Here is a 12,827-nt window from a genome sequence, read left to right as displayed (position 1 = left end):
AGGAGAATCCGTTCCTGCCGGCGGGTGTGGCTGCGAGCTTCTGAGCCTCCCGTACGACCGATGCCGGGGGGCCGGCCGAACGGCCGCGCCCCCCCCCGGGGGGGAGGGGGGCCCCCGGGGGGCCCCCGGGGGCCCCCACAGGGTTGTCAGTCGTTCCGCCGGACACCGGCGTATCTACCGGAGTTCGTCGATCCCCGCCCGGATCCCGTCCGCGAGCACCTGGACATCGGGCACCGCGTCGAACTCCGCGTTGATCCCGAAGGTGATCCGGTCCAGGTAGGAGAAGATCCCGACGCTGATCCGCATCGAACTCGCAATGGGAACGTACGGATACATCCCGGTCATCCGGCGTCCCAGCATGTATAGCGGCACCCGCGGGCCCGGCACGTTGGTGGTGACCGTCTGGAGGAACTGCTGCGGGAAGCGGACGGCCGCGCGGGTGCCGAGCGCGAGGAGCGTGGGCGCTGCGAAGTCCGCGGCTCCGGTGATCACATCGGCCCCGGCCGCCTGGCGGCTGTTCTTGATGTCGTCCATCTGCAGCCGGACGGCCGCGAGGCGCAGCGCCGGGTCGGGTTCGCTGACCGGCAGGTTGAGCAGCACCGCGCTGATCCGGTTGTCCAGGGTGTTGCGCTGGCTCTTCGAGCGCACCGAGACGGGGACCATCGTCCGGACGACCTGGCCGTCCGTCAGTTCGCCGCGTTGGCGCAGGAGATCGCGGAAGCCCCGGGTTATCACGGTCAGGATCACATCGTTGACGGTTCCGCCGTGCCGTTTGCGCACTTGTTTGACCTCGTCGAGGTCGGCCTTCGTCCAGACCCAGCGGCGGTGCGGTCCGAGCGGGCCGTTGAGTGAACCGGCGGCGGCGGGGCGGAGGTTGCCGACCACCTTGGGGATGGTCGCGGCCAGTGCCCGTCCGGCGCTCAGCGCCCGGGTGGCGGCGGTGCCGGGGCGGACCAGGGCGGCGAGGCCGCCGATGATCCGTAGTGGGGTGGACGCCGCGTCGCGTACGCCGTCGGCGACGAGGTCCAGGGTGGACGGAGCCGGTTCCGGGTCCCACGGTTGAGGCTCGGGCAGTGTGGTCTGCGGGCTCCAGTCGAGGAGCACCTGCATCAGGTCGGTTCCGGCCACTCCGTCGATCATGCAGTGGTGCACTTTGCTGATGACCGCCCAGCGGCCGCCTTCCAGTCCTTCGACGAGCCAGAACTCCCACAGCGGTTTGGCCATGTCGAGGCGTTGGGCGAACACCCGTCCGGCCAGGTTGCGCAGTTGGTCGTCGCCGCCGGGGGACGGGACCGCCGTGTGGCGTACGTGGTAGAGGACCTGGAAGTGCTCGTCGTCCACCCACACCGGGCGCCCCAGGTGCAGCGGCAGGGTTTTGACCCGCTGCCGGTAGCGCGGTACGTCGTTGATCTTCGCCATGAACAGTCTGATGACGTCGCCGTACGATGGCGCGGGGCCGTCGAAGACGAGCACCGCCCCCACGTGCATGGGCACGTTCTCGCCCTCGGTGAAGTAGAAACCCGCGTCTAGTGCGCTCATCCGGTCCACGGGACGAACCGTATGGCGACCGGCCGCACGGAGTCCAGGGTTTCCCCGGTCACCGTACGGCCGGCACCCGGCGGCGCGCGTCGGTCACCTGATGTCGGCGAGGTCCTGAAGCAGTCTGCGCTTCGGGCGCGCGCCGACCATCGACTTCACCGGCTGCCCGTCCCGGAAGACCATGAGTGTCGGCATCGACAGCACACCGTAGGTGGCCGTCGTCTCGGGGTTGGAGTCGACGTCCAGCTGGACGATCTTGATCCACCCGGCCTCCTCCACCGCCATTTCGGCGAGCATGGGCGTGGTCTGGCGGCACGGACCGCACCACCCGGCGGTGAAGTCGACGAGCACCAGCCCTCCGGCGGTGAGCACTTCGTCGTTGAACGTCGCATCGGTGACCGAAGCGACCCCCGCTGCCTTCGACGTCTGTGTCATGTCCTTCTCCTCTGCCCTCGCGTTCTTCAGCAGCACACCGCTGCCTCTACGGCATCAGCTGGCAGCGCGGTTCCGGGCCGCCGGGCACGTTCGCGGCGACCTCCAGCTCGGCTTTGCGCAGTTGCGCGCCGACCTGTCCGCGCACCGTCTGGAGTTGCGCGATGCACGCGTCCAGTTCGGCGAGCTTGCTTCGGTAGACCTGGATTGAGGCCGGGCAGGAGTCCCCCGCCGGATGGCCCGCCTGTAGGCATTCCACGAACGGCCGGGTCTCTTCGAGGTCGAAGCCGAAGTCCCGCAGTGTCCGGATCTGCCGGAGCAGCCGCAGGTCCTCCTCGTCGTAGGCCCGGTATCCGTTGGCGGCCCGCCGGGCGGGGAGGAGTCCGCGCGACTCGTAGTAGCGCAGGGTGCGGGTGGTCATGCCCGCCTGCTCCGCCAGTTCTCCGATCCGCATGACTGTCGTCCCCTCACCCCGTGCTGTGCCGCAGTCCTTCCGTGGCACTTCCGCTGCAATTCCGCTGCCGTTTCACCGACCGTAGGCCTTGACGTGGGCGTCAACGCCAGCCGTAGCGCTCCTTCAGCCGTCGGGCGACGTCGTCGAAGCGCGGGCGTTCGAGGGAGCAGGCCTCGCGGCGCATGCCGTCGGGATGGACCCGCAGCACCCGGTCGACGGACACCCAGGACTCCCGGCCTTCGCGGTCCCACGGTCCTGTGCCGATCGCGACCCAGTCACGCTGGAGGTCGTGCCGCTTGCTGGACAGTTGGACGGCGAGCACGGTGCCCTGCTCCTCCCGGGCCACCACCAGCACCGGGCGGTCCTTGCCGCGGCCGTCGTTCTCCTCGTACGGGACCCAGGTCCACACGATCTCGCCGGGGTCCGGGTCCTCGTCCCGCTGCGGGGTGTACTCCATGCGGACCCGGCCGACCCCTTCCGGCGGCACCTCGACGGTGGCGGTGGGCCCAGCGCGTCCGGGCAGGTCTGGGTCTTGTGTCTGGGGGCGCGGTGCCTGAGGACGCGGCCCCGGGGCGTTCCGGACGGATCCGCCCGGCGCGGCCCGGGTCGGTGCGGACGCGGAACCACCACGGTTGCGGTCACCGAAGACGAACTGGAAGATCCTCTTGATCGATACGGCCATCGGCCTACCGTAACCGTACCCGGCCGACGCCGTCCGGCAGCTTCCGCGCGCTGCCCGGATCTGACACTGCCCGGATCTGATTCCGCCCGGATCTGATGCTGATTCAGCGGACGGAGTCGTCCACCTCCACCGGCCAGGCGTCGCGGAAGACCACTCCGCGTTCGGGCTTCAGCCGTTCACCGGTGTCGGAGTCGGTGCAGTGCGCCGTACGGATCTCAGCCTCGGGCAGTGGCAGCAGCACACCGTGCGCCGCCGACCAGCCGCGCAGTTCCTTGACCGGGACCGACTCGCCGTTCGCCGGATTGACCATCCGCTCCGCACGGAACGTGCGCAGGATGATCCCCAGCGGCTTGCCCAGCCCGATCAGCAGGAGCAACGTGCTTGCCACCTGCGGCAGTTCGGTTTCGACTCCGCCGTCGGCGCGGATCCGGACGCCCGTGCTCATCTCCTCGAAGGAGAGGATGCTGCGCACGTCCGTGCCGACCGGCCCGACCAGCGCCGTCAACAGGGCGTCCACCCGGTTCCGCGGAACCGTCCCGGCCTGGGCGAACAGCCCCAGCCGACGGCTTCGTCCCACGGTCCCGGTCCGGCCCTCCGCCGGGACGACGTCGCGCCACCCGATGAAGGTGCCGCCCGCGCAGAGCACGATCTCCCGCAGCAGGCCGGGGGCCGCCTTCTCCTGCGGACCGTGCTCCCAGCGGCACATGTAGCCGTCGCACACCGCGAGCCGTGACCGCCGCAGCTGCTGGCTGCGCCCGCAGCCCGGGTGTCCACAGACGATCGTGGCCGTCCGGCGCTTCCCCGTCTTCCCCGTCTTCGCCGCCTGTGCGGTCTTCGTCGCCGGCGCCGGCGCCGGCTTTGCCGTCGGTGTGGATTCCATCGGTTCCGTACGCTTCTCGTCCGCCACAGCAGACCCTCCCGAGATGTGACTTCCAGTGCTGGAATCTTCACCCGGGGGGCTCGACCGCAGCTGTCTGTAACAGATTTCGCCGGAACGCGGCGTACGCGGGAACTCCGGACACCTTCCCGGGAGTAGTCGGCCCCGCCTGGGATCCAAGGCGTCGTGCGCGCCTTCAGCCACCAGGTCCTACACTCGCGACCAACGCAACACTTTCACGTGTCAGTGAACCTGCTCCACGACCCCGCCGACCCGACCCCGCCCACCAGCCCGGAGCGCTCCAGCCCACGCCGCGGCCCCACGCCGCAGCACCGCAGCACCGCACCGCAGCCTCCGTGCTCCACCCCCGCCCGCCCACCGCCTCATCCGAGGCCGCCGAAACGGAACCTCGATGCCGGATCCCACGCTGTACCCCGTACCGCTGCCCGTGACGACCAGCCGGATCACCCTCACCACCGTCGGCGGGCCGCTCGCCGCCCTGGAGACCCTCCCGCCCGAGGGCGTTCCCGTCCGCGGCACCGCCGTCCTCGTCCCGGGCTTCTCCGGCTCGAAGGAGGACTTCGTCCCGCTGCTCGGCGCACTGGCCGACGGCGGCTACCGGGTCCTCACGTACGACCAGCGCGGCCAGTTCCAGTCGGCCGGGCCCGCGAAGTGGGACGCGTACAGCGTGACCGCGTTCGCCGCGGACCTCGCCGAGGTCATCGCGTACGCGGGCCAGGCCGGGCACCCCGGCGGGCCGGGGGTTCAGCAGTGGGCCGCAGGCCCTGTGCACCTGCTCGGCCACAGCTTCGGCGGCGTCGTCGTCCAGCGCGCCGCCGTCGACAAGCCCTCCGCGCTGTGCAGCCTGACCATGCTCGACAGCGGCCCGGGCGGCACCGAGTTCGCGGGCGCGAAGATGGTCGGGCCCATGGTGCTGATGCTGCGCGTCGGCGGCACCTGCGCGCTCTGGGCGGTCATGCGCGGGCAGCTGAAGAAGGCCGGGTTCAAGGTGGACGCGCAGAACTGGCTGCGGCACCGGCTCCAGAACACCTCGCGCGCGAACCTCATCGGGATCATCCGCACCCTCCAGAAGGAGCCCGCCCGGACCGCCGACGTGGCCGCGACGGGACTTCCCCTCCTGGTGATGTACGGCGAGGACGACCAGCCGTGGACACCGGACGTCCAGGCCAGGATGGCCGAGCGGCTCGGCGCGAAGCACGTAGTGATCGCCGACGCCGGACACACCCCGAACGAGGAGCAGCCGGCGGAGACCGCGAAGGAACTGCTGGCCTTCTGGGACGAGGCCGCGCAGGCATAGCCCCCGAGTCAACCAGCGCGGTCAAGCTGAAGCGCACCGGTCAGCGCGAACGATGCGCGCGCTTCGCCTTGACCGCCGCAGTCCGCCAGGGTGACCGGGCCACCGGTGCGCTCGTTGACCTCAGGTCGTTGCACGTTTTTGACCTGAGGTGGAATGTGACCGCTCAACGCACCCGGCTGTCAGCCGCGCCCAAGACGTTCCCGCCCTCCCGGAGCCGCGCTTCAGCCGCTGTGCTCGCCGTACTCCTCGCCGCATTGTTCACCGGGTTCGCCGCCCCGGAGTCACCGGACGCGCCCGCGATCGACGACCACACCGGACACGACCACGGCGTCGGGGAGCCGCACACCGGCCCCGCGCGCCCCGGTGCCACCGGCCGGGTGGACCGGGAGACCGCGCGGAAAAACCCCGTGCCGGTGGTGGATCACCTCCGTTAAAGTCCGTGGCGCAGACCACGACGGGAGAACGCACATGGACCCCGGCACCCTCATCTTCATCCCCAACGCCCACACGTGGGTGCTTGAGCAGGACGTGCTCGACCCGGCCGACGGGCGGGTGCTGACGCTGGAAAAGTTCACCGAACTGGTGGAGCACTTCTAGGGCCTGTTCCGGGTTTCCCACCGGACCGGGCCGTGGACCGGGCGCCGCGGACACCGCTAACTGTTGAGGACCGCCGCCCGGTTCTGCGCGACCTGCTGCGCCAGCAGGAGACGTTCCTCCCAGTCCGCGGCGCCGTCCGGGACCACGGCGACGACGATCCTGTCCTGCGTACGACGGCCCTTCCCCCGCCGGACCACGACTGTGGTGTTCCCACCGCCTCCTTCGACGTCCGGCTCCCAGACGGAGGAGACGGACAGGGCGCGGCGCGCCACAGACACCCAGGCGTAGACGAAGAACGCCACGATCACGAGTGCGGCGAGCAGGAACAGGAACCTCATCGGAGCGCCTCTCGGAGTTCGGCGGACGAGGTGGACGAAGTGGACGAAGTGGACCCTGGAAGGGTCAGGGCTTCGTCCCGGGCGGTGTGATGGAAAATCCCTGCCCCGGAGCGAACGTGGTCACGTTCGGCGGAATAGCCTTCATGATGTCGATCTGCGCACACGCGGGACAAGCGTTGTAGCCCTGCTGCCTGGCCTCGTTGGCCTTCGCCTCGGCCTGGGCCTGGGCGACCTGCGCCTGTGCCTGGGCTGCCTGCGCCTGCTTCTCGGAGACGGCCGCGTAGGCCGCCTGGGCTTTGGTCACCGCGTCCTGCACGTTCTGCGGCAACGTCACCCGGACAAGATTGAAACGCAGGTCCACCAGGAAGTCGTCGCCCAGTGTCGCCTTGAGGTCCTTCGCCAGGGAGGTGTTGATCGCGTCCTGGATCCTGGTGATGTTGTTGTTGCTGACCTGTCCGTCGGGGGTCGGCGGCTGCGCGGTCCCCGCGTTCAGCGCGCTCTGCACGAGGGCGCAGCTGCTGACCAGTTCGGCACAGCGCAGGTTGCCGACCTGGGCGCGCAGGTCGTTGTCGATGACCGGCCGGATGATCTGGTCGAGGAAGGCGGACCAGCCCTTCTCGCCGTCCCACACGGCGTAGGACGACTTGCCCGCGTTGAACTTCCGGGTGCCGAACTTGTCGTCGAACTTCTTGATCACTGTGTGGTTGAGGTTGAGACTGAAGTAGAGGGTGCCTTCGATGCCCATGTCGACACCGTCGCTGGACGGTGTGTGCACGACGTCCACGCCGGGGCGGTCGCCCTTGCCGGCCTGTGCGGTGATCGTGTAGAAGCGCTGCTGCGCGGGGTACTTGTGGACGTTCGAGTAGAACCCGGTCCAGGTCAGCCCGGAGGAGGGGTCCATGACCTGGCGGATGTTGTTGTCGTCGAGCGGCCCGCCGTTGCGCACCACGCCGATCTCGCCGGCGTTGGTGCGTTCCAGGCCGCCGAAGAGCCCGCTGAGGATCCGGACGATCAGGATCAGTACGACGACCCCGACGCCGAGGACGATCCACAGGCGTGGCCTGTTCCGCAGCGCACCACTGGAGATGTTCATGTTGTGCCCCCTCTGCGACTGCTGTCCCGCGTACGCGGGGTCCCAGTGTGGGGTCGCCGGATCAGCGGCGTCGTGGGGGTGGTCCCTCGCTGTGGATTCAGTCGGACCGCGTACGGAACACAGCCGTGCGCCCGTCCGCGCCGGTCACTGGCGGATGCCTGCGCCACCTGCGGATCAAAGCCATCCGTTGCGCCTGAAGGCCCTGTACAAAACACCGCAGGCAGTCGCCATGACCACAAGCACTGTTGGATATCCGTACTGCCAGCGCAGTTCCGGCATGTGGTCGAAGTTCATCCCGTACACCCCGACGATCATCGTCGGTACGGCGAGGATGGCGGCGACGGAACTGATCTTCCGCATGTCGGTGTTCTGCTGCAGGCTGATCCGGGCCTGGCTCGCGCTGAGGATGCCGTCCAGGAGCACATCGAAGGCCGCCAACTGCTCGTGGACCTGTTCGAGGTGGTCGGCGACATCCCGCAGGTAGCGGCGGATCTCCGTGTCGATGCCCTCGATCTCGCCGCTGGTCAGCCTGGCCAGCGGCCGGGCCAGGGGGTTCGCGGCCCGCTTGAACTCCATGACCTCGCGTTTGAGCTGGTAGACGCGCTCGGCTTCGTTGTTGTGCCCGGGTGAGAACACGTCGGCTTCCAACTGGTCGAAGTCATCCTCGACCTTGGCGGCCACGGCGACGTAGTCGTCGACGACCTTGTCGGCGATGGCGTGCAGGACGGCCGCGGGCCCGCGGGCCAGGAGCCCCGGGTTCGCTTCGAGCTGTTCGCGGACGCCGGTCAGCGGCGGGGCGCTGCCGTGCCGGACGACGACGGCGAAGTCCTCCCCCGCGAAGATCATGATCTGGCCGGTGTCGACGACCTCACTTGTGGAAGTCAGCTCCTCGTGGTCGACGTACACGATCGTCTTCAGGACCATGAAGAGGGTGTCGCCGTACTTCTCCAGTTTGGGCCGCTGGTGTGCGTTGACCGCGTCCTCGACCGCCAACGGGTGCAAGTCGAACGTCTCAGCGATGGCGGTGAAGTCAGCGGCCGCGGGCTCGTGCAGCCCGATCCACACGAACGCGCCCTGTCGTTTGCGGGCTGCTTCGACGGCCTCGGCCATGTTGAAGGCGGAGGGCTCGCGCGTCTCCCCCGCGGTGCCGGGGCTGGACGTGCGGAACTTGCCGTCTCCCACCGGGGAGGCGCCGGGCTTACGGAACCTGTCGGCTTCCGCGTCGGAGGCACTGGGCTCCTGGGGTCCGTCCTCAACTGCGCGGAAGGCCCCCGGCTGCCTGACCCCGTCTTCGTACAATGCGCAGTCGACGATCGCGGAACCCGTACGCGGCGCGGGCACCGTGGCGTCCGACCGGGTGTTCCTGCGCCTCCGGTACACCGGCATGCCTTGAGCCCCTTTCCTCCGTTACCTGCGTCCCAGCCTGTCACACGCCCACTGAGCCGGGAGCGCTGTGCCGGGCCGGGCCGGTGCACCTGTGCACGTCCTTGGCGAAGAGGTTGTCTATGACGTACCGCCACAGGCCGTCCGCGCCGCGGCGGGCCACGTCGGTGGCGGTGCCCGAGAAGTGCACCCGGGTGCCGTCGGGGACGTTGCCCTTGATGGTCCAGTCGACTATCAGCAGCGCCAGGTCGTCAGCCGCGTACGTGTACCGGGGGTTGACCGTGATGGGCAGTCCCAGGCGGAGGAAATCGGCGTGCGCCTGGATCAGGGTGCCGCCCGCGACCTGGGTGCCGGGCACCGTCGTCCAGCGACCTGCACGGCAAGTTGCCGGAGATCAGCGCGAAGATCCTCACCGAGCGGCTGCGGATGCTGGTGGAGCGCGGCCTGGCGGTCCGTCAGCGGGTCGCGGGTTTCCCCGTACGGACTTCTTACCGGTTGCCCCCCGCCGGTCAGGCGATCCGGCCGCTGCTCGTAGAGCTGTACCGGACCGGGACCGCACTTCTGGACGCCGGGGAGCTTCACCCTGGGGCGCCTCTTCCCAGCGCCGGGGAGCTTCACCCTGAGACACCGCTTCCCAGCGCCGGGGAGGGTCAGACGGTGTCCGCGATCGCCGCCAGCCACACCACCACCGCTTCGGCTCCCGGGTCCGGGGTGCCCAAGGCGCGTTCGCCCAGGTAGCTGGAGCGGCCGCGGCGCGGGAGCAGCGCGGCGGTGGAGGCCGCGCCCCGCCGGGCCGCTTCCACCGCGTCCGCGAGTGGCTTCCCACCACACGCGGTCTCCCGCATGAGGACTTCCGCAGCCGGGATCAGCGCGTCCAGCATCGTACGGTCGCCGCGTGCCGCGCCGCCGAGGACGCCCACCGCCGAAATCCCTTCCGCAAAAGCTGACGCCCAGTCAAGCCCGTCGTCGAGTGCGGCGGCGGTCCGGAGCAGCAGTACCGCGTACAGCGGCCCGGACGTGCCGCCCAGGGCCCTGCGCAGCGTCTGGGAGAGTCCGCGCAGCACGTCGGGGGTCGAGCCGCCGCCGTACGCCGGGAACTCCTGTCGCACCGCTGCGGCGCCTCTGGCGAGGCTGATGCCCAGGTCGCCGTCGCCGACGGTCCTGTCGAGTTCAGTCAGGCGGGGTTCCGCTGCGGCGAGTGCCTCGCAGACCGCTTCGACAGCGCGGCCCACCGGGGTGGGTCCGCTCACCGGAGTCCCGGAAGTGCCGGATGGCGCAGGGGACTTCCGTACGATCGGAATTTCGGCCTGGACCCGGCCGAGCCACGGCGCGGGCCAGGACGGGGCCGTCGTGGGGGCGTCGAGTCTTTCCAGCAGCGCGTCGTCGACGCGCAGCAGGGACAGTGAGCAGCCCGCCATCTCAAGGGCCGTCAGGAATGAGCCCCGCCAAGCGCGTTCGACCACGATGCCTTGTGCGGCAAGGTGGTTCAGGGCTGCACGGGTGACGATGTCGATTTCCATCGCGGGTGTGCCGCCGAGGTTGTTCACCAGGAGGGCGACCCGGTCGCCGGCGCTGAGTCTCCGATCGGCTGTGATGCGGTCGGTCAGCGTACGGGTGAGCTCGTCGGCGGGTCGGATCGAGGTTCGCCGCACGCCTGCTTCGCCGTGGATGCCGAGGCCGAGTTCGATCTCGTCCTCCTGGAGGGCGAAGCCGGGCTGTCCGGCGGCGGGGACGGTGCACGGGGTGAGGGCGACGCCCATGGTGCCGACCGCCGCGGCGGCGGCGCGGGCCTCCCGGGCGACGTCGGCCAGCGGCAGTCCCGCGGCGGCGGCGGCTCCGGCAACCTTGTGCACCAGCACGGTCCCGGCGAGTCCGCGGCGTCCGGCGGTGTCGCCGTCGGCGAGTAGTCCGTCCTGACCTGTGCCACCCGGGCCCGCGGCGAGTGCGACGTCGTCGGCCACGACGACCGTCTCGACGTCGAAGCCTTCCGCGCGGGCGAGTTCAGCGGCGAGGCCGAAGTTGAGGCGGTCGCCGGTGTACGACTTGACGATCAGGAGCACCCCTGCCGGGGGTGCGGCGTCGTCACCCGCGCTGGAGCGGGCCGCAGAGGCGACGGCGCGGATCGTGTCGAGGATCGCGTCGGTGGACGGTGAGGTGAACACATCGCCCGCGACTGCGGCGGTGAGCATGCCGGGGCCGACGTATCCGGCGTGGGCGGGCTCGTGGCCGGCGCCGCCGCCGGAGATCAGCACCACCTGCCCGCGCAGGTCGGCGACGTCAGCGCGGACCGCCACCGTCCCGCCTTCCAGGAGCGCGATGCCGGGGTGCGTCAGAGCCAGGCCCTGGAGGAGTTCGGGGACGACGTCCTGCGGGGAGTTGATGAGCTTCTTCATGTTTGGCATCCCTACCAGAAAGCAGGGCCCGCTACGCCGGTACCGGCCGGGCGCGTCCGGGTACGGTGCGCTTCCGTGTTTGCGTACGCGCGAGGGGGGTGCCGGAAACCGGCACCCCCCTCGCGGCGGAGCTTCAGTGCTTCAGAGCGCCACACCCAGGAGCGCGTCGACCGCGCGGGAGGCCACACCCGGGGCGCCTTCCTCGTCGCCGCCGTCCGCCAACTGCTCGTCGGACCACGCGTCCATCGCGGCGAGCGCGCGCGGGGCGTCGAGGTCCTCGGTCAGCGCACTGCGGAGTTCTGCGAGCAGGTTTTCAGCGGACGGGCCTTCGGGCCGGGAGACCGCGGCGCGCCAGCGGGCGAGGCGGGCCACGGCGTCGGAGAGGATCCCGTCGGTCCACATCCAGTCGCTGCGGTAGTGCTGCGACAGCAGGGCGAGCCGGATCGCGACCGGGTCGACGCCACTGCGGCGCAGCTTGGACACGAAGACCAGGTTGCCACGCGACTTGGACATCTTCTCGCCGTCCAGGCCGACCATGCCCGCGTGCACGTAGGCGCGGGCGTAAGGCCGCTCGCCGGTGTGCACGTGGGCGTGCGAAGCGCCCATCTCGTGGTGCGGGAAGACCAGGTCGCTGCCGCCGCCCTGGACGTCGAAACCCATGCCGAGGTGCTTGAGCGCGATGGCCACGCATTCGATGTGCCAGCCGGGGCGTCCGTCGCCGAACGACGCGGGCCAGTGCGGCTCGCCGTCGCGCTCGGCGCGCCACAGGAGCGGGTCGAACTTGTTGCGCTTGCCCACCCGCCCGGGGTCGCCGCCGCGCTCGGGGAAGATCCGGAGCATCTCTTCGGCGGTGTAGCCGGAGACCTCGCCGAAGCGCTCGTCGGAGGCGATCGAGAAGTAGATGTCGTCGTCGACCTTGTACGCCGCGTCCTTGGCGAGGAGGTCCTCGATCAGCGGGACGACCAGGTCGATGGACTCGACCACGCCGACGTAGGCCTCCGGGGGGAGGACGCGCAGCGCCGTCATGTCCTCGCGGAAGAGCGCGATCTCGCGGGCGGCGAGGTCCCGCCAGTCCAGGCCGTCGCGGTCGGCGCGCACCAGGAGCGGGTCGTCGACGTCGGTGACGTTCTGGATGTAGGACACCCGGTGTCCGGCGTCACGCCAGGCGCGCTGGAGGAGGTCGAAGGCGAGGTAGGTCGCCGCGTGTCCCATGTGGGTGGCGTCGTAGGGGGTGATGCCGCAGACATACAACCGGGCCACCGGGCCGGGCTCGGTGTTCACCAGCTGGTGCAGGGAGGAGTCGTGCACACGCACGGACGGTCCCTGACCAGGCAGGACGGGAAGCTCAGGGGCAGGCCAGGCATACATGTCCATGAGCCTAACCGTTCATGCGTGCGATGCGCCGCCGGGAGGGGTCCGGACGGTCGACCGGGGGTTTCCTTGATCCCGGGTCACCACGGTTCGGGTGGAATGCCCGTTCCGGCTCGGCGGGCGGCGGGTGGGGGTGGAGGCGGGCTGCCGTATAGCGGGGCCCTACTGGAGGATAATCCTCCACTTATACTAGCTTCGCTATCAAGTGGAGGAAATTACTCCATATCAAGGTCTGTGGACGAACCCCGGCGCAACGAGGAAGTTTCATCGTGATTCGTGCAGGTCACCGGGCCTGGTGTGACAAGTCGTTGGGGTGCTCGCGCAGCTCATCACGGTGATCGTCGTGGGGA

The 12,827-nt window shown here is 70.0% G+C and carries 15 protein-coding genes; 4 read left to right on the top strand and 11 right to left on the bottom strand.

Annotation, left to right across the window (positions count from 1 at the left end):
• Positions 1 to 174: 174 nt before the first annotated feature.
• The 5 genes from AC0Z36_RS28345 to AC0Z36_RS28325 all read right to left on the bottom strand — a co-directional run bounded on the left by AC0Z36_RS28345 (position 175) and on the right by AC0Z36_RS28325 (position 4,014).
• Entirely contained in the window at positions 175 to 1,539 is a 1,365-nt protein-coding gene (locus tag AC0Z36_RS28345; RefSeq protein ID WP_485465930.1) for a WS/DGAT/MGAT family O-acyltransferase, read from the bottom strand.
• A gap of 93 nt (positions 1,540 to 1,632) precedes the next feature.
• Positions 1,633 to 2,004: a thioredoxin gene (gene trxA / locus AC0Z36_RS28340; protein WP_485465933.1), complete on the bottom strand. Its 372-nt coding sequence runs from the start codon at positions 2,002 to 2,004 to the stop codon at positions 1,633 to 1,635.
• Between the two features lie 16 nt (positions 2,005 to 2,020).
• Positions 2,021 to 2,425, bottom strand: a complete 405-nt coding sequence (locus AC0Z36_RS28335; protein WP_485465929.1) for a MerR family transcriptional regulator — start codon at positions 2,423 to 2,425, stop codon at positions 2,021 to 2,023.
• 100 nt (positions 2,426 to 2,525) lie between these two features.
• On the bottom strand, positions 2,526 to 2,948 hold the full coding sequence (locus AC0Z36_RS28330) for a type II toxin-antitoxin system PemK/MazF family toxin (protein WP_485465932.1): 423 nt from the start codon (positions 2,946 to 2,948) through the stop codon (positions 2,526 to 2,528).
• A gap of 262 nt (positions 2,949 to 3,210) precedes the next feature.
• Positions 3,211 to 4,014, bottom strand: a complete 804-nt coding sequence (locus AC0Z36_RS28325; RefSeq protein ID WP_485465928.1) for a hypothetical protein — start codon at positions 4,012 to 4,014, stop codon at positions 3,211 to 3,213.
• A gap of 382 nt (positions 4,015 to 4,396) precedes the next feature.
• Between AC0Z36_RS28325 and AC0Z36_RS28320 the strand changes: the two genes are divergently transcribed.
• The 3 genes from AC0Z36_RS28320 to AC0Z36_RS28310 all read left to right on the top strand — a co-directional run bounded on the left by AC0Z36_RS28320 (position 4,397) and on the right by AC0Z36_RS28310 (position 5,899).
• Positions 4,397 to 5,302, top strand: coding sequence for an alpha/beta fold hydrolase (locus AC0Z36_RS28320; RefSeq protein ID WP_485465927.1), 906 nt, complete (start codon positions 4,397 to 4,399; stop codon positions 5,300 to 5,302).
• A gap of 155 nt (positions 5,303 to 5,457) precedes the next feature.
• Positions 5,458 to 5,736 (top strand): hypothetical protein, encoded by a 279-nt coding sequence (locus AC0Z36_RS28315; protein ID WP_485465926.1) that lies wholly within the window; start codon positions 5,458 to 5,460, stop codon positions 5,734 to 5,736.
• Positions 5,737 to 5,770: 34 nt separating this feature from the next.
• The gene (locus AC0Z36_RS28310; protein ID WP_485465925.1) at positions 5,771 to 5,899 is read left to right on the top strand and encodes a hypothetical protein; all 129 of its coding nucleotides are present in this window, start codon (positions 5,771 to 5,773) and stop codon (positions 5,897 to 5,899) included.
• 56 nt (positions 5,900 to 5,955) lie between these two features.
• Here AC0Z36_RS28310 and AC0Z36_RS28305 read toward each other — a convergent pair whose 3' ends face one another.
• The 4 genes from AC0Z36_RS28305 to AC0Z36_RS28290 form a co-directional block, all read right to left on the bottom strand.
• Positions 5,956 to 6,237, bottom strand: a complete 282-nt coding sequence (locus AC0Z36_RS28305) for a hypothetical protein (RefSeq protein WP_485465924.1) — start codon at positions 6,235 to 6,237, stop codon at positions 5,956 to 5,958.
• Positions 6,238 to 6,301: 64 nt separating this feature from the next.
• Entirely contained in the window at positions 6,302 to 7,330 is a 1,029-nt protein-coding gene (locus AC0Z36_RS28300) for an SPFH domain-containing protein (protein WP_485465923.1), read from the bottom strand.
• 174 nt (positions 7,331 to 7,504) lie between these two features.
• Entirely contained in the window at positions 7,505 to 8,716 is a 1,212-nt protein-coding gene (gene corA / locus AC0Z36_RS28295) for a magnesium/cobalt transporter CorA (RefSeq protein ID WP_485465922.1), read from the bottom strand.
• Between the two features lie 40 nt (positions 8,717 to 8,756).
• Entirely contained in the window at positions 8,757 to 9,071 is a 315-nt protein-coding gene (locus AC0Z36_RS28290) for a YybH family protein (protein WP_485465921.1), read from the bottom strand.
• Positions 9,072 to 9,139: 68 nt separating this feature from the next.
• Between AC0Z36_RS28290 and AC0Z36_RS28285 the strand changes: the two genes are divergently transcribed.
• Entirely contained in the window at positions 9,140 to 9,451 is a 312-nt protein-coding gene (locus tag AC0Z36_RS28285; RefSeq protein WP_485465931.1) for a hypothetical protein, read from the top strand.
• Here AC0Z36_RS28285 and AC0Z36_RS28280 read toward each other — a convergent pair.
• Together AC0Z36_RS28280 and mshC are read right to left on the bottom strand one after the other, a co-directional pair.
• Positions 9,364 to 11,106 carry a dihydroxyacetone kinase family protein gene (locus tag AC0Z36_RS28280; protein WP_485465920.1) on the bottom strand — a complete coding sequence of 581 codons (1,743 nt, stop codon included), beginning with the start codon at positions 11,104 to 11,106 and terminating at the stop codon, positions 9,364 to 9,366. The genes AC0Z36_RS28285 and AC0Z36_RS28280 overlap by 88 nt on opposite strands.
• Positions 11,107 to 11,247: 141 nt before the next feature.
• Entirely contained in the window at positions 11,248 to 12,474 is a 1,227-nt protein-coding gene (gene mshC, locus AC0Z36_RS28275; protein WP_485465919.1) for a cysteine--1-D-myo-inosityl 2-amino-2-deoxy-alpha-D-glucopyranoside ligase, read from the bottom strand.
• Positions 12,475 to 12,827: the final 353 nt, after the last annotated feature.

The sequence above is a fragment of the Kitasatospora sp. UYEF31 genome, assembly GCF_057291755.1.
The sequence above is the reverse complement of the archived record's forward strand: the minus strand, read 5'-3'. Positions and strand labels throughout refer to the sequence as shown.

Bases quoted from the DNA above. Each gene is read 5' to 3' on its own strand.
- AC0Z36_RS28305 (WP_485465924.1), bottom strand. From the start codon at position 6,237: ATGAGGTTCCTGTTCCTGCTCGCCGCACTCGTGATCGTGGCGTTCTTC.
- AC0Z36_RS28345 (WP_485465930.1), bottom strand. From the start codon at position 1,539: ATGAGCGCACTAGACGCGGGTTTCTACTTCACCGAGGGCGAGAACGTG.
- AC0Z36_RS28310 (WP_485465925.1), top strand. From the start codon at position 5,771: ATGGACCCCGGCACCCTCATCTTCATCCCCAACGCCCACACGTGGGTG.
- AC0Z36_RS28300 (WP_485465923.1), bottom strand. From the start codon at position 7,330: ATGAACATCTCCAGTGGTGCGCTGCGGAACAGGCCACGCCTGTGGATC.
- AC0Z36_RS28335 (WP_485465929.1), bottom strand. From the start codon at position 2,425: ATGCGGATCGGAGAACTGGCGGAGCAGGCGGGCATGACCACCCGCACC.
- mshC (WP_485465919.1), bottom strand. From the start codon at position 12,474: ATGTATGCCTGGCCTGCCCCTGAGCTTCCCGTCCTGCCTGGTCAGGGA.
- corA (WP_485465922.1), bottom strand. From the start codon at position 8,716: ATGCCGGTGTACCGGAGGCGCAGGAACACCCGGTCGGACGCCACGGTG.
- AC0Z36_RS28320 (WP_485465927.1), top strand. From the start codon at position 4,397: ATGCCGGATCCCACGCTGTACCCCGTACCGCTGCCCGTGACGACCAGC.
- AC0Z36_RS28285 (WP_485465931.1), top strand. From the start codon at position 9,140: ATGCTGGTGGAGCGCGGCCTGGCGGTCCGTCAGCGGGTCGCGGGTTTC.
- AC0Z36_RS28280 (WP_485465920.1), bottom strand. From the start codon at position 11,106: ATGAAGAAGCTCATCAACTCCCCGCAGGACGTCGTCCCCGAACTCCTC.